23 protein-coding genes and 1 pseudogene are annotated in these 22,991 nt (G+C 72.4%); 13 read left to right on the forward strand and 11 right to left on the reverse strand.

What is annotated here, in order from left to right:
- Positions 1–191 precede the first annotated feature (191 nt).
- Both HNQ79_RS08670 and HNQ79_RS08675 read right to left on the reverse strand, forming a co-directional pair.
- Positions 192–1,049, reverse strand: a complete 858-nt coding sequence (locus HNQ79_RS08670; RefSeq protein WP_185028653.1) for a transglutaminase family protein — start codon at positions 1,047–1,049, stop codon at positions 192–194.
- An 18-nt stretch (positions 1,050–1,067) separates the two neighbouring features.
- On the reverse strand, positions 1,068–2,066 hold the full coding sequence (locus tag HNQ79_RS08675; protein WP_185028655.1) for a GNAT family N-acetyltransferase: 999 nt from the start codon (positions 2,064–2,066) through the stop codon (positions 1,068–1,070).
- 144 nt (positions 2,067–2,210) lie between these two features.
- Here HNQ79_RS08675 and fdxA point away from each other — a divergent pair, with 144 nt between their 5' ends.
- Positions 2,211–2,531: a ferredoxin gene (fdxA, locus tag HNQ79_RS08680; RefSeq protein WP_030669097.1), complete on the forward strand. Its 321-nt coding sequence runs from the start codon at positions 2,211–2,213 to the stop codon at positions 2,529–2,531.
- 156 nt (positions 2,532–2,687) lie between these two features.
- Positions 2,688–3,833 (forward strand): succinyldiaminopimelate transaminase, encoded by a 1,146-nt coding sequence (gene dapC, locus HNQ79_RS08685; RefSeq protein ID WP_373312503.1) that lies wholly within the window; start codon positions 2,688–2,690, stop codon positions 3,831–3,833.
- Between the two features lie 91 nt (positions 3,834–3,924).
- Here dapC and HNQ79_RS08690 read toward each other — a convergent pair whose 3' ends face one another.
- Both HNQ79_RS08690 and HNQ79_RS08695 read right to left on the reverse strand, forming a co-directional pair.
- Positions 3,925–4,356, reverse strand: a complete 432-nt coding sequence (locus tag HNQ79_RS08690) for an ATP-binding protein (RefSeq protein WP_185028658.1) — start codon at positions 4,354–4,356, stop codon at positions 3,925–3,927.
- Between the two features lie 491 nt (positions 4,357–4,847).
- Positions 4,848–5,822, reverse strand: a complete 975-nt coding sequence (locus tag HNQ79_RS08695) for a VldE C-terminal domain-containing protein (RefSeq protein ID WP_185028662.1) — start codon at positions 5,820–5,822, stop codon at positions 4,848–4,850.
- A gap of 139 nt (positions 5,823–5,961) precedes the next feature.
- On the opposite strand from HNQ79_RS08695, the gene dapE reads away from it, so the two are divergent.
- Entirely contained in the window at positions 5,962–7,041 is a 1,080-nt protein-coding gene (dapE, locus tag HNQ79_RS08700) for a succinyl-diaminopimelate desuccinylase (RefSeq protein ID WP_185028664.1), read from the forward strand.
- A gap of 81 nt (positions 7,042–7,122) precedes the next feature.
- Positions 7,123–7,962: an LOG family protein gene (locus tag HNQ79_RS08705; RefSeq protein ID WP_229923312.1), complete on the forward strand. Its 840-nt coding sequence runs from the start codon at positions 7,123–7,125 to the stop codon at positions 7,960–7,962.
- Between the two features lie 207 nt (positions 7,963–8,169).
- Here the strand turns inward: HNQ79_RS08705 and folP are convergent, their stop codons facing one another.
- Complete coding sequence (gene folP, locus HNQ79_RS08710; protein ID WP_185028811.1) at positions 8,170–9,030, reverse strand: dihydropteroate synthase; 861 nt, start codon at positions 9,028–9,030, stop codon at positions 8,170–8,172.
- A gap of 159 nt (positions 9,031–9,189) precedes the next feature.
- Between folP and HNQ79_RS08715 the strand changes: the two are divergent.
- Positions 9,190–9,498 (forward strand): annotated as a pseudogene (locus HNQ79_RS08715) (DivIVA domain-containing protein); the annotation flags it as partial.
- A gap of 365 nt (positions 9,499–9,863) precedes the next feature.
- Complete coding sequence (locus tag HNQ79_RS08720) at positions 9,864–10,460, forward strand: DNA-3-methyladenine glycosylase I (RefSeq protein ID WP_185028666.1); 597 nt, start codon at positions 9,864–9,866, stop codon at positions 10,458–10,460.
- A gap of 77 nt (positions 10,461–10,537) precedes the next feature.
- Here HNQ79_RS08720 and chcB read toward each other — a convergent pair whose 3' ends face one another.
- On the reverse strand, positions 10,538–11,338 hold the full coding sequence (gene chcB, locus HNQ79_RS08725; protein WP_185028668.1) for a 2-cyclohexenylcarbonyl CoA isomerase: 801 nt from the start codon (positions 11,336–11,338) through the stop codon (positions 10,538–10,540).
- Positions 11,339–11,638: 300 nt separating this feature from the next.
- On the opposite strand from chcB, the gene HNQ79_RS08730 reads away from it, so the two are divergent.
- Positions 11,639–11,806, forward strand: coding sequence for a DUF3117 domain-containing protein (locus HNQ79_RS08730; RefSeq protein WP_003966491.1), 168 nt, complete (start codon positions 11,639–11,641; stop codon positions 11,804–11,806).
- Positions 11,807–12,022: 216 nt separating this feature from the next.
- On the opposite strand, the gene HNQ79_RS08735 is transcribed toward HNQ79_RS08730, so the two are convergent.
- Complete coding sequence (locus HNQ79_RS08735; RefSeq protein WP_185028670.1) at positions 12,023–12,688, reverse strand: O-methyltransferase; 666 nt, start codon at positions 12,686–12,688, stop codon at positions 12,023–12,025.
- A gap of 151 nt (positions 12,689–12,839) precedes the next feature.
- On the opposite strand from HNQ79_RS08735, the gene sigE reads away from it, so the two are divergent.
- The 5 genes from sigE to HNQ79_RS08760 all read left to right on the forward strand — a co-directional run bounded on the left by sigE (position 12,840) and on the right by HNQ79_RS08760 (position 18,209).
- Complete coding sequence (gene sigE / locus HNQ79_RS08740; protein ID WP_185028672.1) at positions 12,840–13,640, forward strand: RNA polymerase sigma factor SigE; 801 nt, start codon at positions 12,840–12,842, stop codon at positions 13,638–13,640.
- Positions 13,637–14,656 (forward strand): anti-sigma factor family protein, encoded by a 1,020-nt coding sequence (locus HNQ79_RS08745; protein ID WP_185028674.1) that lies wholly within the window; start codon positions 13,637–13,639, stop codon positions 14,654–14,656. The genes sigE and HNQ79_RS08745 overlap by 4 nt, the downstream gene beginning before the upstream one ends.
- Positions 14,657–14,780: 124 nt before the next feature.
- Positions 14,781–16,562 (forward strand): S1C family serine protease, encoded by a 1,782-nt coding sequence (locus HNQ79_RS08750; RefSeq protein WP_185028813.1) that lies wholly within the window; start codon positions 14,781–14,783, stop codon positions 16,560–16,562.
- 122 nt (positions 16,563–16,684) lie between these two features.
- A complete protein-coding gene (locus HNQ79_RS08755) occupies positions 16,685–17,224 on the forward strand; it encodes a sec-independent translocase (protein ID WP_185028676.1) in 540 nt (179 codons plus the stop codon).
- Positions 17,225–17,534: 310 nt separating this feature from the next.
- Positions 17,535–18,209, forward strand: coding sequence for a hypothetical protein (locus tag HNQ79_RS08760; RefSeq protein ID WP_185028678.1), 675 nt, complete (start codon positions 17,535–17,537; stop codon positions 18,207–18,209).
- Positions 18,210–18,286: 77 nt separating this feature from the next.
- Here the strand turns inward: HNQ79_RS08760 and HNQ79_RS08765 are convergent, their stop codons facing one another.
- The 3 genes from HNQ79_RS08765 to HNQ79_RS08775 are packed head-to-tail and all read right to left on the reverse strand — an operon-like array spanning position 18,287 to position 21,312.
- Positions 18,287–19,420, reverse strand: a complete 1,134-nt coding sequence (locus HNQ79_RS08765) for an Mrp/NBP35 family ATP-binding protein (RefSeq protein WP_185028680.1) — start codon at positions 19,418–19,420, stop codon at positions 18,287–18,289.
- A gap of 43 nt (positions 19,421–19,463) precedes the next feature.
- Positions 19,464–20,051: a DUF1003 domain-containing protein gene (locus tag HNQ79_RS08770; RefSeq protein ID WP_185028682.1), complete on the reverse strand. Its 588-nt coding sequence runs from the start codon at positions 20,049–20,051 to the stop codon at positions 19,464–19,466.
- Positions 20,041–21,312, reverse strand: a complete 1,272-nt coding sequence (locus HNQ79_RS08775) for a magnesium transporter MgtE N-terminal domain-containing protein (RefSeq protein ID WP_185028684.1) — start codon at positions 21,310–21,312, stop codon at positions 20,041–20,043. Before HNQ79_RS08775 ends, HNQ79_RS08770 begins: the two co-directional genes overlap by 11 nt.
- Before the next feature lie 274 nt (positions 21,313–21,586).
- Here HNQ79_RS08775 and HNQ79_RS08780 point away from each other — a divergent pair, with 274 nt between their 5' ends.
- Positions 21,587–22,354 carry a hypothetical protein gene (locus HNQ79_RS08780; protein WP_185028686.1) on the forward strand — a complete coding sequence of 256 codons (768 nt, stop codon included), beginning with the start codon at positions 21,587–21,589 and terminating at the stop codon, positions 22,352–22,354.
- Between the two features lie 12 nt (positions 22,355–22,366).
- Here HNQ79_RS08780 and HNQ79_RS08785 read toward each other — a convergent pair whose 3' ends face one another.
- A complete protein-coding gene (locus HNQ79_RS08785; protein WP_185028688.1) occupies positions 22,367–22,885 on the reverse strand; it encodes a hypothetical protein in 519 nt (172 codons plus the stop codon).
- Between the last annotated feature and the right edge of the window lie 106 nt (positions 22,886–22,991).

Below are 22,991 nucleotides of genomic sequence, written 5' to 3' on the forward strand. Positions count from 1 at the left end.
CCCCTCGGCCCGCGCTGGGGCCGTGGGCCGAGGGAGCGATCCGTATCCAGGGCAGCCGCCGCGGGATCGGGCGGGCGGATGCCGGCGTCCCCGGCACACCCCGCCCGATCCCCGCACGCGCCTCTCCAGCGGCCCCGCGCGCAAGTACCGCCCGAGCAACCGGGGTACGGCCGACGCGGCCGTCCGCCCCCTCAGTTGAGCCGCGCCCTGGCCGCCCTGGCCCGCCCCCTGATCGTCTCCGCCGTGCTGGGCTCCACCTTCTCCACCAGCTCCGCGTACGTCTCCATCTCCGCCGCGCCGCCCAGGAAGTCGCCGCGCGCGACGAGGAGTTGTGCCCTCTCGTAGCGCAGTCCCGCCGGGTGGGCGGGCAGCAGCAGGGACAGCTCCACGGCCCACAGCCGAACGTCGGTGCGCTCGGGACGCGCCGTCGCCCACGCACGGATGTTGTTCAGGACGCGCAGCACGATGTCCAGCGGGTCCGCCGCCCGGAGCATCGCGGGGTCGAGCGGTTCCCCGGTGGCGCCCGCCACCAGCAACTGGGCGTCCGGGCCGCTCAGCAGCCGCCCCGCGTCGAAGGGGTCCGCCAGCACCTGCTCCTCCGGCGCCCCGCCCGGACGCCCGAAGCCGACGACGAAGTGGCCCGGCAGCGCCACCCCGTACACCGGAGCCCCCGCCCGCCTCGCCACTTCCATCCACACCACCGACAGCAGGATCGGCAGCCCCCTCCTGCGCCGCAGCACCTCTGGCAGCAACGAGGACTCCAGCCTGCGGTAGTCGCCGGGCGCACCCTCGAACCCGCACTGCCCGCCGAGGAGTTCGGCCAGCGCCCTCGCCCACGAGCGCGGGCCGACCGGACGGAACGGCAACAGGCCGGCCAGTCGGTCGAGTTCGATCTGCGCCTCGTCGATGCCCGCCTGGCCGAGACCGGGATCGGCCACCGCCCCGATCAGCAGGCACAGCGTCGCCAGGTCCGGCTGCTCGGACCGCGCCTCCAGGGCGAACTGCTTGTGCCAGTCCGAGAGTTCGCGGTTGTCCGGGAGTTCGTTCATGTCTGCCTCGTACCCGCGCTACGCGCGGCGGTAGTGGTGGTAGTGGTGATGGGTCGTGAAGCCCATCCCGTCGTAGAGCGCACGCGCTCCGTCGTTGCCGTGCTCCACCTGGAGCCACGCCGCCGACGCCCCCTCGTCGAGTGCCCGGCGGGCCAGGACGGCCATGACCGCCGTCGCCAGCCCCCGGCGCCGGCAGGCCGGGCCGACCTCCACCGCCATGAATCCCGCCCACCGGCCGTCCACCACGCACCGGCCGATCGCGGCCGGCGACGCCCCGTCCTCGCCCGGCACGGTCGCGAACCACACCGAGGGCCCGCTGGACAGCACTTTCTCCGCCTCCGGGGCGGGCGTCTCGAAGCGCTGGTACCGCGACATCCACGCCGCGTCCGCCGACCGCGTCAGGGTCACCTCCGTGCGGCCCGCGTCCAGGTCACCGACCGGTGCCAGTGCCCCGGTCCGTACCTCCGCCGACGCCGTCGGCTCCCAGCCCCGCCCGGCGAGTTCGGCCGCCAGCAGCTCCTGCGTGCCCTGCGCGCCCGTCGACACCTGGACGTATGCCGGCAGGCCCCGGTCCGCGTACCACTTCCGTACGTACGACAGCGCCTCGTCGAGCGGCAGCCCGGGTTCGCCCTGCGGCAGTACGGAGTTGGCACGCCGCGTGAACCCGTTCGCGGCCCGTAGCGTCCATCCGCCGAGCCGCTCGCTCTCGACCGGCTGCCAGGCCCGTGCCGTCACCGCCGCCAGCTCCGCGAAGTCCGCCGCCGGTCCGCGCCGCCGGGCGGGGGCCGCGGGCACCACCTTCGCGGCGACGAGCGACGAGGCGCCGATTCGTACCGTCTCGCCACCCCTTCGTGTGATCGACAGCACGTCGTCGTCCCACGATGTGAGAACGCCGACCACGTCCGTAAACCGCTCGCCCGCCGCACGGTCCCCGGTCAGACGCCGGACTGATACCCGTTTGCCCACGTCGTCCGGCGTCAGCCGCACCTCAAGTCGTCCGCCGGTAGTGAATTCCACGGCTCTGCCCACCCCTCCTGTTCGGATCGTGCCCGGGAACGGAGATACTAGGTGCGGGCATCGCACGACGCCGCGCTCCCGCGCGCCCGTGGACGGAGCCGGAATAGCTCGGCCCGCCGCGCCCTATCGAGGAGGAACGACAGCGTGACCTACGTCATCGCGCAGCCTTGTGTCGACGTGAAGGACAAGGCGTGCATCGAGGAGTGTCCGGTCGACTGCATCTACGAGGGCCAGCGGTCCTTGTACATCCACCCGGACGAATGCGTCGACTGTGGTGCCTGTGAGCCGGTCTGCCCGGTCGAGGCCATTTTCTACGAGGACGACACCCCGGAGGAGTGGAAGGACTACTACAAGGCGAACGTCGAGTTCTTCGACGAGCTCGGCTCGCCCGGTGGTGCCTCCAAGCTCGGACTGATCGAGCGCGACCACCCCTTCATCGCCGCACTGCCGCCGCAGAACCAGTAAGCGGTACGCGCGCCAGGCACTTGGTGCCGCCCCGGTCCCGTACGGCCTCTGCCGCCGTACGGGACCGAGGCGTTTTCCGGTACCGGGTCCGGGCGCCCGATCCGTCCTCGTACGTACGAAATGCTTCGAGAGAGCCACGAGAAAGCGAACCGCACCGTGTCCCCAGTCACCGACCCGCCGCCCGCCGTCCGCCGCCCTTCCGTCGAGTCGCCGCGCGACCGCCTGCCCGTCTTCCCCTGGGACAAGCTGGAGCCGTACCGCAAGACGGCCGCGGCCCATCCCGGCGGACTCGTGGACCTCTCCGTCGGCACCCCTGTCGACCCGGTCCCGGAGCTGATCCAGAAGGCCCTCGTCGCGGCGGCGGACTCGCCCGGCTACCCGACGGTGTGGGGCACGGCCGAGCTGCGCGACGCGCTGGTGGACTGGGTACGGCGGCGGCTCGGCGCGCGGGACGCGGCGCACGTCAACGTCCTGCCGGTCGTCGGTTCGAAGGAACTGGTGGCCTGGCTGCCCACCCAGCTCGGCCTCGGCCCCGGTGACCAGGTCGCGTACCCCCGGCTCGCCTACCCCACGTACGAGGTCGGCGCCCGCCTCGCCCGCGCGGAGGCCGTCGTCTACGACGACCCGACCACCGACCTCGACCCGGACCGCGTCAAGCTGCTCTGGCTCAACTCGCCCTCCAACCCGACCGGTCGCGTCCTCGCCAAGGACGAACTGATCCGGATCGTCCGCTGGGCACGGCAGCACGGCGTCCTCCTCGTCGCCGACGAGTGCTACCTGGAACTGGGCTGGGAGGCCGACCCCGTCTCCGTGCTCCACGAGGACGTCTGCGGCGGCAGCTTCGACGGCCTCGTCGCCGTCCACTCCCTCTCCAAGCGCTCCAACCTGGCGGGCTACCGCGCGGCCTTCGTCGCCGGCGACTCCGCCGTCCTGGGCGACCTGCTCCAGATCCGCAAGCACGGCGGGATGATGACCGCCGCGCCGGTCCAGGCGGCCACCGTCGCGGCCCTCGGTGACGACACGCACGTGGCCGAGCAGCGCGCCCGGTACGCGGCCCGGCGCACCGCCCTGCGCGAAGCCCTCCTGGCGCACGGCTTCCGCATCGAGCACAGTGAGGCCAGCCTCTACCTGTGGGTGACCCGCGGCGAGAACTGCTGGGACACCGTCGGCCACCTTGCGTCGCTCGGCATCCTGGTGGCGCCCGGTGACTTCTACGGGGAGGCGGGGCAGCAGTTCGTACGGGTGGCTCTCACCGCCACCGACGAGCGGGTGGCGGCGGCCGCCGCCCGGCTGACCGGCTGATCCCTCCGGCCGCGGGCCTGCCACCACGTGGAGGGGCCCCGGGAGCGTGTGCTCCCGGGGCCCCTCCACGTGGTGGCGTACGAGTACCTGCTCAGCCGAGGGGCAGGGCCTTGACGGGCAGGTCGCCGCCGGTCGGCAGGCCGGTGGTGGGCAGGCCGCTGTCGGTCGCGGACTTGGCGGTCTCGCCGAGCACGTCACCGGCGTTGCCCGCGACGTCGCCGGCTGCCTTCTGGGCGGCCGGGGTGGCCGTCTTTCCGGCCTTGCCCACGGTCTTGCCGGCCGCCGGAACGGCCGTCTTGACGGCAGCGCCGCCGGTGTTGCCCGCCATGTTCGAAGTCTGCTGCGACGCACTGTCGACGGTGTCTCCGAGACCCGCGCCGTCCAGCGTGCTCAGGTTGCCGAGGTTGGAGGTCGGCGGAAGGTCGACCGCGCTGGCGGAGCCGGTCGCACCGATCACGGAAGCGGCGCCTGCCGCACTGATGAGGGCGGCGCGGGCGATCCGACGAGCCAGGGGGAGGGACATGGTGCTCCTTAGCGGGAAAAGACGAGGAAACGCTGTCTGTCCGGCGATCGGACACCATGACAACCGCTCGGAGGGCGGGAGAGGTTTCGGTCGGCCAAGGTAAAGAGTTCGCAAGGCGGGGCATGATCCGGGGCGAAAAAACCGGGCAAAGGAGCCGCAGTCGCCGGGGGCCGACCAGGGGCCTGGCGGGCCCGCTTCCCTTGTGCCGCAAGGTGTTGCGGGTGTGCGACAGGACGCCGGTGGGACGGACGCCCCGATGGCCGCTCCGAAGGCCGCCCTGCCCCTTTCGAGGGAACGGTCGGACGGGTGAGCGGTCGTTGATCGTCCGGTGACCCGGAGGTGATCCGTCCGTTATCGACCGGATGGCCGGGGTGTGAGCTTGCGGGCGGCTCTGCCGCAGGGACGGCGGCCGGGGGGCCGACCCGCTGCTGCGACGGCGCCGGCGGGTCCCCGCCTCGCCCGCCCCGGGAGGCCCGCCCGCCGGGGCCCCGTCAGCCGGCCGTAGTGATCCGGACCTCCGCGGAATCCGTCCCGGACCCCGCGTTCGGCACCCGCCGCCATCCCCGGTCGCCCTGGTCCGCCCGCCACTCCTGCCCCGCGTAGGCGATCCGCGCGATCCGCAGTTCCACGGAGTGCGCCATCGCCCAGTGCGCCACCTCCCAGCCCCGCTGCGCACCGGCCCCACGGGCCCCTTCGCGCCCGTCCCCCGCCGACGCACCCGGCACCGGCACGACAACCGTCTTCCCGGCCGCCCCGGCACCCCCGGCCGCGGGCCCCCCGGCCCCCCGTACGGCGGGCAGCACGTCCGGTCCGAAGGCCGCCGTCAGCTGCTTGCGCACCTCGGCCGGATCGCCGCCCCTCCCGTCCGTACCGCCCTGGCTCGCCTCACACGAAAGAGACGCAGGCGTGCGCCCGGTCAACGCCGAGGCCAGCAGGGCCGCGTCCGTCTCGTGCTTCGCGTACGCCTGCGGGAAGCCGCTCTTCTGCACCCGCTGCGCGGCCACCGTCAGCGGCAGCCGCGAGTAGCCGGGCACCTCGTTGAGGTGCTGGTAGAAGCGACCGGCCGAGTAGGCCGGGTCGAGGATCTGATCGGCGGTTCCCCACCCCTGCGAGGGCCGTTGCTGGAACAGGCCGAGCGAATCGCGGTCGCCGTGCTCGATGTTGCGCAGCGCGGACTCCTGGAGCGCAGTCGCCAGGGCGATGGTGACGGCGCGCTCCGGCATGCCCCGCGATGTGCCGACGGCGGAGATGACGGAGGCGTTGACGGCCTGTTCGGCCGTCAGTTCGTACCGCGCGCCGCCGCCCTGGGCACCGTCGCCACCGCGTACGACGCAACGGGTGTTGGCCGGGCCGCCGGAGAGGAAATGCGCCGCGACGTACCCGGCCAGCGCCAGCAGGACGACGACACCCGCGACGATGCGGAGGGGACGGCCGCGAAAGGGGGAGTGAGGGGGGAGCTGGAGCACACAGTCACGGTACTGGAGCCCGTACAACAGTCCGCCCGCACCGGTCCCGCTTTCGCACAGGGCACCCACCCGCGCCGGATCCCCCGTCGCCCTGCGCTCGGCCGGCCTCCGCCGTCGGCGCCCCGTTAGGGTCGGACGCATGACCGACGCACCGCTTGACCTCAGCCTCGACGCCGCAGCCCTGACCGCCCGGCTCGTCGACTTCCCCTCCGAGAGCGGCAACGAGAAGCCCCTCGCCGACGCCATCGAGCAGGCGCTGCGCACCCTGCCGCACCTCGAAGTCGACCGGTACGGCAACAACGTCGTCGCCCGTACGCGACTGGGGCTGGCCGAGCGCGTGATCCTCGCCGGGCACATCGACACCGTCCCGATCGCCGACAACGTCCCCTCGCGGCTCGACGACAACGGCATCCTCTGGGGCTGCGGCACCACCGACATGAAGGGCGGCGTCGCCCTTCAGCTGCGCATGGCCGCCACCGTCACCCGGCCCAACCGCGACCTCACCTTCGTCTTCTACGACAACGAGGAGGTCGCGGCGCACCTCAACGGCCTCGGCCACATCGCCGACGCCCGGCCCGACTGGCTGGAGGGCGACTTCGCCGTCCTGCTGGAGGGCACCTACGCAGAGGTGGAGGGCGGCTGCCAGGGCACTCTGCGCGTGCTCCTGCGCACCAGCGGCGAACGCGCCCACTCCGCACGCGGCTGGATGGGCTCCAACGCGATCCACAAGGCGGCGCCGATCCTGGCGGCCCTCGCCGCGTACGAGCCCAAGCGGACCGTGATCGACGGCCTGGAGTACCGGGAAGGTCTGAACGCGGTACGCGTCGAGGCGGGCGTCGCCAACAACGTCATCCCGGACGCCTGCACCGTCACCGTCAACTTCCGGTACGCCCCCGACCGTTCGCAGGCCGACGCGATCGCCCACGTACGGGAGGTCTTCGCGGACTGCGACATCGCGGAGTTCGTCGTCGACGACCACTCGGGCGCGGCCATGCCCGGCCTCTCCCACCCGGCCGCCGCGGCCTTCATGGAGGCGGTCGGCGGCAGCCCGAAGCCCAAGTTCGGCTGGACGGACGTGGCGCGTTTCAGCGCGCTCGGCATCCCGGCCGTCAACTACGGCCCCGGCGACCCGATCTTCGCCCACAAGCGGGACGAGCACGTCGAAGTGGCGAAGATCCACCACTGCGAGGAGCGACTCCACGCCTGGCTGACAACCTGAATTTCACCGTTCGTCACATCTGTGGACCTAATCTGACCGAACAATGCACGCCACCGTGCACCGCAGCGGAGGGAGTACGGCATGACGCATCCCGAAGAGGGACGGACGCCCGAGGAAGTGACGCCGGACGGGCGGACGCCGGACCGAGGGCCGGCCGGGGGACGACCGGCCGACGACCGGTCGCCGCACGGCCGCGCGCCCGAGGAGCAGCGCCTCGGTCCGGTGCTGCGCCGCCGGGACCAGGTCCAGCCCGGCACCACCGACCAGCGTCTCCTCGACACCGAGGGCGACTCCGAGTGGGTGCACACCGACCCGTGGCGGGTCATGCGGATCCAGTCGGAATTCGTCGAGGGATTCGGTGCGCTGGCCGAACTGCCCGACGCGATCAGCGTGTTCGGCTCGGCCCGCACCCCCGCCGGCACCCCGGAGTACGAATCGGGCGTACAGATCGGCCGCGCACTCGTCGAAGCGGGCTTCGCGGTGATCACCGGCGGCGGTCCGGGCGCCATGGAAGCGGCGAACAAGGGTGCGCGCGAGGCGAACGGCGTCTCCGTCGGCCTCGGCATCGAGCTGCCCTTCGAGCAGGGACTCAACGCGCACGTCGACATCGGGGTCAACTTCCGCTACTTCTTCGTGCGCAAGACGATGTTCGTGAAGTACGCGCAGGGCTTCGTGGTCCTGCCCGGCGGCCTCGGCACGCTCGACGAGCTCTTCGAGGCGCTCACGCTGGTCCAGACGCAGAAGGTGACGCGCTTCCCGATCGTCCTCTTCGGTACGGAGTACTGGAGCGGCCTGGTCGACTGGCTGCGCGACACGGTCGTGGCCCAGGGCAAGGCCTCCGCCAAGGACCTCCTCCTCTTCCACGTCACGGACGACGTGGAGGAAGCGGTCGCCCTGGTCACCAAAGAAACAGGAAAGTAACCGGCCCACCCCCCGGCAGCCCCCCTCGGCGGCGGGGCCGCGCGCCTTAGCCCCTTGGGCGGCGGGGCCCGCCCGCCGGGGGGCGCGGGGGTACCCCTGCACGAGCGAAGCCGAGTGCTTGGGGGAGGGCGGGCAAGGGGGCGGCCCCCACCGGACGTCGCCCCCCCGCCCGCCCCAGCCTCGTCGCACCCGCCCCGCACCCCGCCCCTACGCCAACCCCCTCCGCGCCACCGCCGGCGCCCGCCACCCCGCGATCGACGCCACCATCTCCAGCACCTGCCGCGTCTCCGCCACCTCGTGCACCCGGTACACCTGCGCCCCCAGCCACGCCGATACCGCCGTCGTCGCCAACGTCCCGATGACCCGCTCCTTGACCGGCCGGTCCAGCGTCTCCCCGACGAAGTCCTTGTTGGAGAGCGAGACCAGCACCGGCCACCCCGTCGCCGCCATCTCCCCGAGCCGCCGCGTCGCCTCCAGGCTGTGCCGGGTGTTCTTCCCGAAGTCGTGGCCGGGATCGATCATGATCGCGTCCCGTCGCACGCCGAGCGAGACCGCCCGCTCGGCGAGCCCGACGGTCACGTCGAGGATGTCGGCCATGACGTCCTCGTACTCCCGCCGGTGCGGCCGGGTCCGCGGCTCCGCGCCGCCCGCGTGCGTGCACACCAGTCCCACGTCGTACCGCGCCGCGACCTCCGCCAGTTTCGGATCGACCCCGCCCCACGCGTCGTTGAGCAGGTCCGCGCCCGCCTCGCAGACCGCCGCGCCGACCTCGTGACGCCAGGTGTCCACACTGATGACGACATCCGGGTACCGCGCCCGCACCTCCGCGACGAAACCGACCGTGCGCCGCGCCTCCTCCTCGGCACTCACCTCTTCGCCGGGGCCCGCCTTGACCCCGCCGATGTCGATGACGGCCGCCCCGTCCGCCACGGCCTGCTCCACGCGGGCCAGCGCGGGCTCGTCGCGGAAGGTGGCCCCCTGGTCGTAGAAGGAGTCCGGGGTGCGGTTCACGATCGCCATGATCACCGGCTCGTGGGTCTCGAAAACACGCCGTCCCAGCCGCAGCATCTGCTGATTCCTCCTCGTCACGGACCCCTGCCGGACCTTTCACGGTCCCCTGCCGGTCCTCCGGCGGACCGTCTGCGACCTTAGCTGTCACACCCGCATGGCACGATCAGGGCCAGTAGGTTTGTGTCCGAGTGCGCGCCCCGGGAGACGCTCGTGTTGATGTTCTTTTTCTTGCTCTTGGCGATGGTGGTGGTCGTCGCCGCGGTGACGCTCGCCGTCGTCGGGGGCGGTGACGAGGGAACCCTCCCGGAGGCCGGCCCCGACCACCTGACGGATCCGCTGCCGCTGACCCGCCCGGTGGGCCGCGCCGACATCGAGGCGCTGCGCCTGCCGCTGGCGCCCCGCGGCTACCGGATGGCCGACGTGGACGACGTACTGGGCCGCGTGGGCGCCGAACTCGCGGAACGGGACGCCCGTATCGCCGAACTGGAGGCGGCCCTCGCCGGGGCCGGTACGAGGACGGCCCACGACGACCGGACCGCCCTCCCGGCCGACCCGGCCCCTCGCTCCTGGGCCGCGCCCCGTCCCCTGTGGGAACCGACCGCGCCGACCCGCTCCGCCGGCGAACCGGACGAGCCCACTCCGGCCTTCGAGGCACCGGCTGCGCCCACTCCTGCCTCGACCGCACCAACCGTTCCCGGCCCGGACGCCCCCGCCCCCGCCGGCCCGGCCACCGAGCGACCCGCCAGGGACGGGGAGGAGCCGCCGTCCGCGTCCGGCCCAGGAGGCCGGCTCGGTCACGAGACCGGGGGGCACGGGCTTCCCGACGACGCACCGTCCCCCGAGGACGCGCCGCGTCCCGGCACGGGCAGTGCCCAGGAGGGCCCCGGACGATGACCGACGCTCCCGGTTCCGCCGTCCCCGGTCCCGACGGCGCTCTGCGTTGCCCGTGGGGGACCACCACCGAGGACTACACGGCCTACCACGACACGGAATGGGGCCGTCCGGTCCACGGGGACGACGCGCTGTACGAGCGGCTCTGCCTGGAGGCGTTCCAGTCCGGACTGTCCTGGCTGACGATCCTGCGCCGCCGGGAGGGCTTCCGTACCGCCTTCGCGGGGTTCGTGATCGCCGAGGTGGCGGCCTTCACCGAGGCGGACGCGGCCCGGCTGCTCGCCGACCCCGGCATCATCCGCAACCGCGCCAAGATCGAGGCCACCCTCGCCAACGCGAGGGTCCTCGCCGAGTGGCCGCAGGGTGAACTCGACCGTCTGATCTGGTCGTACGCCCCCGACCCTGCGGTCCGCCCCGTACCCCGGACGCTCGGGGACGTACCCGCCGTCACCCCGGAGTCGTCCGCCCTGGCCAAGGACCTCAAGAAGCGCGGCATCCGCTTCGTCGGCCCCACCACGGCGTACGCCCTGATGCAGGCCTGCGGCCTCGTCGACGACCACCTCGCGGACTGCGTCGCCCGGGGCGCCGGCCGGTAGAGGGGCGGTTTCACCGGCCGGGGCCTGCGGACCGCCGGCCGGAGGGCCGGCCGGTCACCGGCCGGAGGACCCGCGGGTCAGCGGCCCAGGTACTTCGGCCGGGCCTTGTCGACGAAGGCCTGCACGGCGATGGAGTGGTCCTCGGAGGCACCCGCCCGGGTCTGCACCTCGTCCTCCTTCTCCAGCGTCTCGCGCAACGAGTGCTCGGTCCCGTACGCCAGGGACTCCTTGATCGCCGCGTAGGCGACCGTCGGGCCCTCCGCCAGCGCGCGGGCGACGGCCGTGGCCTCGGCGGCGAGCGCGGCGGCCGGCACCACGCGCTGGGCGATGCCGAACTCGAACGCCTCCTGCGCGGTGATCGAGCGAGGGAAGAGCAGCAGGTCGGCGGCCCGGCCGTGGCCGATCAGGCGCGGCAGCGTCCAGGACACGCCCGAGTCGGCGGTGAGTGCGACGCCGGCGAAGGAGGTGTTGAAAGCGGCGGTGTCGGCGACAATCCGGTAGTCGGCGGCCAGCGCGAACCCGAAACCGGCCCCGGCCGCGACCCCGTTGACCCCTGCCACGACCGGCTTCGGCATCTCCGTCAGCGCCCGTACGACCGGGTTGTAGTGCTCCCGCACGGTGCTCATCGTCCGTCCGGTGCCGTTCTCCCGGTCCGCGGCGAGCAGGGTGATGTGCTCCTTGAGGTCCTGGCCGACGCAGAACGCCCGGCCGGTTGCGGTCAGCAGTACCGCCCGTACGGCCGCATCGGTGGCCGCGGCCTGAACCGCCTCCCGGAGGGCGACCTTGGCCTCGGTGTTCATCGCGTTCATGGCGTCGGGACGATTGAGCGTGATCGTCGCGAGCCCGTCGGTCACCTCGTAGAGCACGGTGTCGGCCATCGTCGGTCCCCTCACAGAGCGAAATTGGGCATGCACAGGCCAGCATGTCGGAGATCTTGGGCTCTGCCCATGTGACCTGCGTCAAAGAAATCCGCCCCTGCGGCGGGTGCGAAGCGGCGAAGTATCGCAGGCCGATCACCGAATTAGGTGGTTTTGCGGCTGCGCGTTGCACAAGCGATGCCGACCGATGTTGGTCATTGGGTCCATCGATGCGGGATAATGGCCTGGAAGCAATGTGTTCGATGCCGGTGACACCTGGGTTGTCGGCTGCGTGAGCTGGTTTCAGGAAGGGGAACGAGCATGGCGGCCATGAAGCCGCGGACGGGCGACGGCCCGCTCGAGGTGACCAAGGAGGGGCGGGGTATCGTCATGCGCGTTCCGCTCGAAGGCGGCGGTCGACTTGTCGTCGAGCTGACTCCGGACGAGGCCGATGCACTCGGCGACGCCCTGAAGAAGGTCGTCGGTTAACGCCTGAAGGCGGATAGCGCTCTTATCTCTCCACTGCCCCGGCCACGCGCGAGCGTGAACCGGGGCAGTGGTGTGTGCGCAAGGCCCCCGGCCGTGCGCCACACAACAGCAGACCCCGGCCGTGCGCACACACAGGACCCATGCCGTGCGGTACGGAGGGACCCAGGCCGGGGCGGCATACGGCAGAAGTGCCCGGCCGTAAGGATCGGAGCGAACTCAGCCCCGCCGTACGGCGCACAGCAGGCCGTCGCCCACCGGCAGCAGCGACGACACCAGTTCCGTGGACTCCCGCACCGTGCGCAGCAGTTCGCGCAGGCGGATCACCTCGGCCGGCTGGGCGGCGGAGTCGACGGTGCGGCCGTCCGCGAAGACTCCCTCGAAGCAGACCAGACCGCCCGGCCGCAGCAGCCGCAACGATTCAGCGAGGTAGTCCAGGGACTCCAGGCGGTCGCCGTCGCAGAAGACGAGGTCGTAGCCGCCGTCCGCGAGCCGGGGCAGCACATCCAGGGCCCGTCCCGGGATGAAACGGGCCCGGTTGCCGGCGAAGCCCGCCGAGCGGAACGCCTGCTTCGCGAAGGTCTGCCGCTCCGGCTCCAGGTCCACGGTGGTCAGTACGCCGTCGGGGCGCATGCCCTGCAGGAGGTAGATGCCGGACACGCCCGTGCCCGTGCCGATTTCGGCGACGGCTTTGGCATCCGCCGTTCCGGCCAGCAGCCGCAGTGCGGCGCCGGTACCCGGGGACACCGAGGGGACGCCCGCGTCCCGGGCCCGGTCCCGGGCCCAGTGCAGAGTGTCGTCCTCGGCGACGTAGGCGTCGGCGAACGCCCAGCTCGTCTGCCGGTCAGCGGTAATGACCCTCTCCTGTCCCCGTAGTTGGCGCAACCGTGACTGTATCCGCTGGCGTCGGGAACTCGCAGATGGGACCGGTCGTTGTGAGGGGACAGGGGGATGGATGGAGCACAGGCGGCAGACCCGGGAACGGGTCCAAAATTCACGCAAAGAGTCTTATCCGGAGCTAACGGGCGAGGTGGTTATGGTAGGGGCTCCACTGGACACCACCAGAGCCGACAGGGGAGGTGCGGCTGCGGCCGGTGATCGGGGAGGAGTGCTCCGGCGCTTTCTCAGGTCTGCGGGCGAGCCGAAATCCGTGACCGACACCGCTGACCGTTCCGCCTCCACCGCCCGTTCCGTCCCCGCGACGGCCACCTTCGCCGACTTCTCCGAGGCGGAGGAGGCGTGGACCCCTCCCACCTGGGAGGAGATCGTCAGCACGCACAGCACCCGTGTCTACCGCCTGGCGTACCGCCTGACCGGCAATCAGCACGACGCGGAGGACCTGACCCAGGAAGTCTTCGTCCGGGTCTTCCGCTCGCTGTCGACGTACACGCCCGGCACCTTCGAGGGCTGGCTGCACCGGATCACGACCAACCTCTTCCTGGACATGGTGCGCCGCAAGCAGCGCATCCGCTTCGACTCCCTCGGCGACGACGCGGCCGAGCGGCTGCCCAGCCGCGACCCGTCGCCCCAGCAGGTCTTCCAGGACACCCACTTCGACGCGGACGTGCAGCAGGCCCTGGACACCCTGGCGCCCGAGTTCCGTGCCGCCGTCGTGCTCTGCGACATCGAGGGTCTTTCGTACGAGGAGATCGCCGCCACGCTCGGCGTCAAGCTCGGGACCGTGCGCAGCCGCATCCACCGCGGTCGCTCGCACCTGCGCAAGGCGCTCAAGCACCGTTCCCCCGAGGCCCGCGCCGAGCAGCGCGCCATGGCGCCCGTGGGCGCGGCCACGGGTCTCGGGTTCCCGGCGGCGGTCGGAGAGGGCGGAATCGGGTGAGCGGATCTCGACCCACCCCGGCGGAGCAACACCTCGGGGACCGGCTCGCCGCGCTGGTGGACGGCGAACTGGGCCACGACTCGCGCGAGCGGGTCCTGGCCCATCTGGCGACGTGCGCCAAGTGCAAGGCCGAGGCCGATGCGCAGCGCAGGCTCAAGGACGTCTTCGCGCACACCGCGTCCCCCGCCCCCTCCGCGGGCTTCCTGGCCCGCCTCCAGGGTCTGCCCGGAGGTTCCGGGGACGAGGACGGCCCCGGAGACGGCGGGCCGTTCGGCCGCGGACGATTCGGGGACGGAGCTCCTGGAGCCTTCTCCGCCGACGACACCCTGAGGTTCGGCAGCCGGATCGGGTACGAGCCGACCGGCGCGCACGGCCCGGTCTTCCCCGGCGGCTCCGGTGACCGGGGCTTCCGCATCCACGAAGTGGGCCGTCCGGAGGGCGAGCGGCCCGGCGGGCGCAGGCCGAGCAGGTTCGCCTTCGCCGCGGCGAGCGCCGTCTCACTGGCCGCGATCGCCCTCGGCGGAGCCCTTCCCGCGGACAGCGCCAGCAGCCCTTCCCACAGGGGCGAGCGGTCCGGCGGCTTCACCCCCGCCCGCGCCGCCACCCCGGCGAGCGGTACGGACAACAGCCGCCGTCAGGGCGGTGCGTCGAGCGTCCGCGGGGACAGCGGGAGCGGCAGCTCCTCAGGCGGCGGTACGAGCGTGCTCTCGGCGACCGCCGGAGTCGGTGCCGGGGCCGCCACGGCACCCCCCGTTCCCTACCAGGAGGGCCTGAAGGTCTTCCCGATCTCGCTGCCGCCACGGGATCAGGCGAACCACGGGCCGGGGTCGGGCACCGGACCGCTTCGGCACCACGCGATACGGCCCTTCCCGGCCCATCTGCCCACCGGTTCCCCCACGTCCGCGCCGCCGGGGCCGGTGCAGTCGGTACCGACTGCGTCCCCCTCGGCGCCGACCGCCGGCGGCCACCTGGCCGTACCCCCGGCTCCCGAACTCTCCGTCTCACGCGGACGCTGACCCCGGGTACTCTGCGCGCGCAATCGCAAACCTGGTTGAATCCAGGGAAGGGGTGCCCGCCACACGGGCGCGGAGGCTGGTTCCGGGACTTCTCGTACGGGCCAAGGGCAGTTGCGGGGAGAGCATGGACGAGGGCAAGCCCGCCGGGCCACGGGCGAAGTGGTGGAGCCGTGCCGGGCGGGGGGCGTCTGCGACCACGTCCGAGCCCCACCCGGCCGAACCGGCTTCGAACCCGGCACCGGGCGCCTCGGCAGCGGAGCCCGACACTCCGCTTCCCCCGATGAACCCGCGGTCGCCCGGGAACCCGCCCCCGCCGGTGGACCCGCCCCCGCCGGCGGACCCGCCTTCGTCGGGGGTTCCGTCCGCGCCGGGGAGCCCGCCCCCGCCGGTGGACCTGCCCTCGCCCAGGAACCAGCCTGCGCCCGTGGAACCGCCGGAGTCCGCTGACCGGGCGGCGCACGTGGCGGACCGTGCACCGGCGAAGGACCGCACGGACCCGGCGGGCGCCGAGGACACCGTCGGCGAGGTCCGCGGGCAGGGGAGGCCGCAGCCGCTGCACGACCCCGACCCGTACAACACGCCCCCCTACGGAGGCCCCGGCCCCTGGGCCCCGGCACCGCCGGTGCAGATGCCGACCCCGGCGCACGGCACACCCGTACCGCCGCAGTACCCCGGAGGGCCGTACTCGCCGCCTCGGCAGCAGTACCCGCCCTCCCCGTGGCTCCAGTACGACCCGTGGAGCGCCGCGCCGCAGCAGCCGCTGTCGTACGGCGACGACCACGGTGCCCCCAGAAAGCCGCGGCGCGCCGGGCTGTTCGTCGGCGCCCTGCTGATCGCCCTGGTCGCGGGCGGCGTCGGCGGCGGCGTCGGGGCGTACGTCGAGCGCAACGACGGGCTGCGCGGCCCCGTACGGCTCCCGCAGGCGGACAGCGCGCCGCGCGACCGCGCCCCCGACACCGTCGCGGGCATCGCGGCCAGCGCCCTGCCCAGCGTCGTCACCTTTCACGTCAGCGGAGGCAGCGGCAAGGGCACCGGCACCGGCTTCGTCCTCGACAACAAGGGCCACATCCTCACCAACCACCATGTGGTGGATCCGGCCGGATCCTCCGGTGTCATCTCCCTCACCTTCAGCAGCGGCGAGAGCGCGAAGGCCGAACTCGTCGGCAAGGACAGCGGGTACGACCTCGCCGTCGTCAAGGTCGTCGGCGTCTCCGGTCTCAAGCCGCTGCCGCTGGGCAACTCCGACGACGTCCGCGTGGGCGACCCGGTGGTGGCGATCGGGGCGCCCTTCGACCTGCAGAACACGGTGACCGCGGGCATCATCAGCGCCAAGCAGCGGCCCATCACCGCGGGCGGCGAGAAGGGCGACGGCAGTGACGTCAGCTATGTCGACGCGCTCCAGACCGACGCCCCCATCAACCCCGGCAACTCCGGCGGTCCGCTCGTCGACGGCCAGGCCCGGGTCATCGGCGTCAACAGCGCCATCCGCGGCCCGGACAGCGGCACCGGCCTCGAAGGCGGTCGGGGCGGCAGCATCGGTCTCGGCTTCGCGATCCCGATCAACCAGGCCAAACGCGTCGCCGAGGAGATCATCAACACCGGCAGGGCGACCCACCCGGTGATCGGCGTCTCCCTCGACATGAAGTACCCGGGCGACGGAGCCAAGGTCGGCGCGAAGGGTGCGGGCGGCGCTCCCTCGGTCACCCCCGGCGGCCCCGGTGCCCGGGCCGGCGTCGAGCCCGGCGACGTCATCACCCGTGTCGACGGCCGACGCGTGCGCAGCGGCGAGGAACTGATCGTGAAGATCCGTGCGCGCAAACCCGGTGACCTGCTGAAACTCACGCTGCGCCGGGACGGTACGGAGCGCGAGGTGTCCCTCAGACTCGGCTCGGCGGGGGACCGCTGACCGGGTGCCGGAGGGACGTGCGGGGGACGCGCGAACGGCAGACAGGTGTCACCTGAAGGTACCGTCCGGACAGCTGGGGCGGGTACCGTGGAACGCGCCCGGAGAATTCAAGGAGCTGCAAGGTGTTCACAGACATAGGCGGACTTGAGCTGCTGATGCTCGCGGTCCTCGCCGTGCTCATCTTCGGCCCGGACAAGCTGCCGAAGATGATCCAGGACGCCACCCGGACCATCCGCAAGATCCGCGAGTTCTCGGAGAGCGCGAAGCAGGACATCCGTAGCGAGCTGGGCCCGGAGTTCAAGGACTTCGAGTTCGAGGACCTCAACCCGAAGGCCTTCGTCCGCAAGCAGCTGGCGGAGCACGGGGGAGACGACCTCGGGCTGAAGGAGATCCGGGAGAGCTTCGACCTGCGGGGAGAACTCAGCGAGGTCACCGATGTGGTGAACGGGCGGGCCCGGCCGACGGCGCGGACGCCTTCGGACGTGGCGGACTCGGGAGCGGGGACCGGTGCAGACGCTGGGGCTCGGGCGGATCTGACCAAGGGCGAGGGGTCGGCCGGCGGTGCGCGGGCGAACCTGCGCAAGGACGAGGCCGGGCCGGCTGCCGGCGCGGCGAATCTGCGGAAGGACGATCGGCCGGCCTTTGATCCGGACGCGACGTGAGTGGGCGCCGGGGCGGCGTGGAGCGGGGCAGGAACTGCGCTGAGCGGTAGCGGGGCGTGGGGTGGGCATGCACCTCGCGGTGGGCAGTCGCCCCCTTGCCCGTCCTCCCCCAAGCACTCGGCTTCGCTCGTGCAGGGGGACCCCCGCGCCCTTGGGGGGGCGGCCCCGCCGCCCAAGGGGCGCACGGTGTGCGGCCCCGTTGCCCCGGGGGGTCGGGGGGCGCGGGCTATCCTCCAACTGTCCGGGTGCAGGACGCCCGAGGGGGGTGGGCCGCTCCGGACGCTGACGATCAGAGGAGGCGGCCGGGCAGATGGAGACGACGAGTCGGGCAGGGGCGCAGGAGGATACCGGTGCGCCCGGTGGGTCCACCGCGGGAGGGGGGCCGGCAGCCCGGCGTACGGTCGACGGTTATCTGAGCGCCCCGTTTCCCTGGTACGGGCTGGACGAGGCCTTCACCGGGCCGCGCTGGCTGATGCAGGTCACCGCCGCCGCCGACGGCACCGTCCAGCACGGTGCGGTGGGCCACGGCGACGAGCCGACGATACGGGCAGCCGCGGAGGACGGCCTGGACAAGGAGCGCTTCGCGGTCGTCGTGACCGTCGCCGCCAACCCGGTGCGCCGCAGCGGCGACGGCACCGGAACGCTGGAGGCCACCTCGGTCTCCTCCGCGGCCTGGCTCGCCGGCTCCGGCCTGCTGTCGCAGACCTGGCCCGCGCAGCTCGACCACTCGATGCGCGACAACTGGCTCGCCCAGCAGACCGAGGTCTGTTTCGACCTGGCCGACGACCTCCAGGGCGAGGACTGGTCGTCGCTCTCGCTGCCGGTCGACGGGGTGCCCACCCCCTTCCACTACCGCGAGTCCGAGTACGGCTGGGTGCTCGCCGGCTCCACCGGTTCGGGGGTCCACCTCGGCGCGTACGGGCGCGGCATGAGCGCGTACGGACTGGGTTTCTCCGTGGTGAAGGACATCCAGGCGTACGCCTGACCGGCACATGGGTGAGGGGCGGCCTCCAGGAGGCCGCCCCTCACCCATGTGTGCGCACCCGCGGGTGCGCCGGAGTCTCAGAACTTGTTGCGCGGTGTGATTCCCAGCGACATCCCGGACAGCCCGCGGGCCCGCCCGCCCAGCTTCCCCGCGATGGCCCGCAGCGCGGATCCGGCGGGGGAGTCGGGGTCGGTCAGCACGACCGGACGGCCGTCGTCGCCGCCCTCGCGCAGCCGTACGTCGATGGGGATGGAGCCCAGGACGGGAACGGTCGCGCCGGTCGTCCTGGTCAGACCCTCGGCGACGCGCTCGCCGCCGCCGGTGCCGAACACGTCGACGATCTCGTCGCAGTGCGGGCACGGCATGCCGGACATGTTCTCGACGACGCCGACGATCTTCTGGTGCGTCTGCACGGCGATCGACCCGGCCCGCTCGGCGACCTCGGCGGCGGCCTGCTGCGGGGTGGTGACGACGAGGATCTCGGCGTTCGGGACCAGTTGCGCGACCGAGATCGCGATGTCGCCGGTGCCCGGCGGCAGGTCGAGCAGGAGGACGTCGAGGTCGCCCCAGTACACGTCCGCCAGGAACTGCTGGAGCGCGCGGTGCAGCATCGGGCCGCGCCACACGACGGGCGCGTTGCCCGGGGTGAACATGCCGATGGAGATGACCTTCACGCCGTTCGCCGACGGCGGCATGATCATGTTCTCGACCTGGGTGGGCTTGCCCTCCACGCCCAGCATGCGGGGCACGCTGTGGCCGTAGATGTCCGCGTCGACGACGCCGACCTTGAGGCCGTCCGCCGCCATCGCCGCGGCCAGGTTCACCGTCACCGAGGACTTGCCGACGCCGCCCTTCCCGGAGGCGACCGCGTACACCCTGGTCAGCGAGCCGGGCTGGGCGAAGGGCACCTCGCGCTCCGCCGTGCCGCCGCGCAGGGCGCCCGCCAGTTCCTTGCGCTGTTCGTCGCTCATCACGTCGAGCTCGACGGTGACGCCGGTGACGCCCTCGACCCGCTCGACGGCCTCGCGCACATTGGAGGTGATGGTCTCGCGCATCGGGCAGCCGGAGACGGTCAGATAGACCGCGACGGCGACCGCGCCGTCCGCCCCGATCTCGACCGATTTGACCATGCCGAGTTCTGTGATCGGTCGGTGGATCTCTGGGTCGTTCACCGTCGCCAGTGCTTCACGCACCGCGTCTTCCGTAGCCATGCTCCGATAGTACGGCGGTGGGGCGGGCGACCGGGAAGGCCGGTCAACGGTCGCCTTCGTCACTCCGGTTCGCCGGCCCGGCCGGGAATACGGTTCCTCGCTCCTCCAACTCCTTGACCAAGTCCTGGAGTTCGGAACGGATCCAGTCGCGGGTGGCGACCTCGCCGAGGTTCATGCGCAGCGCCGCGATCTCCCGTGTGAGGTATTCGGTGTCGGCGATGGAACGCTCGTTCTGCTTCCGGTCCTGCTCGTGGGTGACCCGGTCCCGGTCGTCCTGCCGGTTCTGCGCGAGCAGGATGAGCGGCGCGGCGTACGAGGCTTGGAGCGACAGCGCCAAGGTCAGGAAGATGAAAGGGAATTCGTCGAACCGCAGATCCTTGGGCGCGAAGATGTTCCAGAGCACCCACACGATGATCGCCGCCGTCATCCAGACGATGAACCGGCCCGTCCCCAGGAACCGTGCGATCCGCTCCGAATACCGCCCGAACGCCTCGGGGTCCCATTCGGGCAGCAGGCGCTTGCGGGGCGCTTTCGGCTGATCCAGACGCACCCGTGAGGCGCGCGCCGCCGCGTTCGCGCCGGTCGTGGACCGCGTACGCTCCTTGCCCTCGCCACCGCGCTCACCGGCCACCGACGACACCCCCCGGGTTGAACTCCGTCTCCCGCCAGTCGTCCGGCAGGAGGTGATCCAGTACGTCGTCGACGGTCACGGCCCCCAGGAGCGCCCCGCCCTCGTCCACCACGGGCGCGGCGACCATGTTGTACGCCGCGAGGTAGCTCGTCACGGCGGGCAGCGCGGTGTCCGGCGACAGCGGCGGAAGGTCGGACTCCACCACCGAGCTGACCAGAGTGCCGGGCGGCTCCCGCAGCAGCCGCTGGAAGTGCACCGTGCCGAGGTACTTGCCCGTCGGCGTCTCGTCCGGCGGGCGGCACACGTAGACCTGGGCAGCCAGCGCGGGGGAGAGGTCCTGCTGCCGTACGCGGGCCAGCGCGTCCGCCACCGTGGCGTCCGGCCGCAGCACGATCGGCTCGGTCGTCATCAGACCGCCGGCCGTCCGCTCCTCGTACGAGAGCAGCCTGCGCACGTTGGTGGCGTCGTCCGGCCGCATCAGGGTCAGCAGCCGTTCCTTGTCCGCCTCCGGCAGTTCGGACAGCAGGTCGGCGGCGTCGTCCGGGTCCATCGCCTCAAGCACGTCCGCGGCACGCTCCTCCTTCAGCTTGCCCAGGATCTCGATCGAGTCGTCCTCGGGCAGCTCTTCGAGTACATCGGCGAGCCGGTCGTCGTCCAGGGCGGAGGCCACCTCGGCGCGGCGCTTGGGAGTGAGGTGGTGCAGGGCGTTCGCCAGGTCGGCGGGGCGCAGCCGCTCGTAGGCGGCGATGAGGTTCTCGGCGCCCTGACCGTGTTCCTCCAGGGAGAAGCCGGTGACCGCCGACCACTCCACGGTCAGCGTCTCGCCCTTCCTGCGCAGCGCGCCGCCCTTGCCCTTGCGTACGAAGACCTTGTCGATCTCCCAGTCACGGCGGGCCGGGAGCTGCGCGATGGCCACGTCGAGGACGGTGACCTCCTCACCGTCCTCCACCAGCCGCACCCGGCGGTCCAGCAGTTCGCCCAGCACCAGCCGCTCGGTCGGCCGCTGCTCGAAGCGCCGCATGTTGACGACGCCGGTGGTGATGACCTGGCCGGACTCCACGCCCGTCACCCGGGTCATCGGCAGGAAGATGCGCCTGCGGCTGACCACTTCCACGACCAGGCCGAGCAGCCGCGGGGGCCGTCCGCCGACCCGCATCATGGCGACGAGGTCACGGACCCGGCCGACCTGGTCGCCATTGGGGTCGAAGACGGGCACGCCCGCCAGGTGCGAAACGAAGACGCGGGGCGCGCCTGCCGCCATCCTGACCGCCTCCTCTTGAAGTGCTGCTGGCTCTCGATGAGGTACTGCCGGCGCTCACCGACTGCGAGGAACTCGTCTGCGCGTGGGCCGGACACCGGCTTCAGGCTAGCCCGTGGAGATCACCGACGCTCCGGCGGGCGTCCGGACGGCTCTCCGTCCCCCCACGTGGCCGGCCCGGGTACGCTGCCCTCTGCCGACCGGACACCCGAGCACCCCGTACCCCGAAAACGCCCGCGTTCCCCCGAATCCCCGCAGGAGAGGCAGAGTGCCGCCCGTGACCGCATTTCCCCCGGCCGCCCGCGCACGCAGGGCCGTATTCGTCGGTGCGGTCTGCGCCGGACTCGCGGCCGGCCTCACGGGATGCGCGGAGGACCCGGACGAGGGCACGAACGGGGTCGGCAGGCTCACCGCCGCGGAGATCGAGAACAAGGCGCGCACGACCGCCAAGGCGGCGCGGTCGGTGCGGCTCACCGGCACCTTCGTCAGCAGGGGCGGCACGTACAAGCTGAACATGCGCCTCAAGAACACCGGTGGCACCGGCTCCGTCACCACCAAGGACTCCACCTTCGAACTGCTGCGCGTGGAGGACGAACTCTTCATGAAGGCGGGCGCCGACTTCTGGCGGCACGACGCCACCAAGCCGGGTGCCGACTTCAAGAAGGAGGACGCGGAGGCCGCCGACAAGCTGGAGGACCGTTACGTCAAGGTCCCCAAGGGCGACCCCGCGTACGAACAGTTCCGCGGCTTCACGGACAAGGCCGTCCTCCTCGACGGTCTCCTCGGCCTCAACGGCGACCCCGTCAAGGGCGACCGCGAGCGGGTCGCGGGCCTGCGCACGATCAAGGTCGTCGGCGGCGCGGACGGGCAGGGCGGGGCGCTGGACGTCTCCCTGGAGCAGAAGCCCTACCCGCTGCGCCTCGTCCGGGCGGGCGGCGCGGGAATCGTCCAGCTCACCGACTGGGAGAAGGACTTCCCCCTGACCCGCCCGCCGAAGGACCTGACGGTCGACTACGGGCGGAAGCTCCCGAGGACGAGCGACTAGCGCGCCGGCCCGCTACGCCTTCTTCCGGCGGCGCAGGAGCAGCTTCGGCAGCGCGGCCGGGACGGGCCGGCGGGTCGTCGCCGAGGTGGGCAGGGGCGCCGCCGACAGCGAGTCCGCCGGGAGCGGCGCGAGGTCCCCCTGCGGCGTCAGCCGCAGCACCCGGCACTCACGGGCCCAGCGGTCGGTCATCTGCTCGGCGTCCGGGGCGTTGAGCCGCTTGCCCTTGAGCTCGGCGACGGCGGCGTCCCACTCCTCGGTACCCGGCGTCAGCTCCCGTACGACGGCCGTCCAGGCGACGAGCCGGCCGCCCTTGTCCTTGCTGCGGACGGTGACGTGGGCGGCGGTACCGTCCGCGAGGCCCGGGAAGGGCTGCTCGCCGGGACCGTCGCCGACCAGGTGGGCGGCGCCGTCCAGCCAGACGTGCCACAGGGGGCGGGCGGGCCCGGAACCCCGCACCCAGACGAGGCCGGACTTCTTGGTGGCCTCCTCGACGAGGGCCCGGTCGAGGAGGGGGGTCTGCGACGACGACATGGGGCTCAGCCTAGATGAATGAGTCCGATGTCTTCAGTGGTCGTAGGCGATCAGGGAGCGTTTGACTGCGGCGTCGGTGGTCCAGTTGTGCCAGATGCCAGCGGCG

The organism is Streptomyces candidus (genome assembly GCF_014207445.1).
GTDB lineage: Bacteria > Actinomycetota > Actinomycetes > Streptomycetales > Streptomycetaceae > Streptomyces > Streptomyces candidus.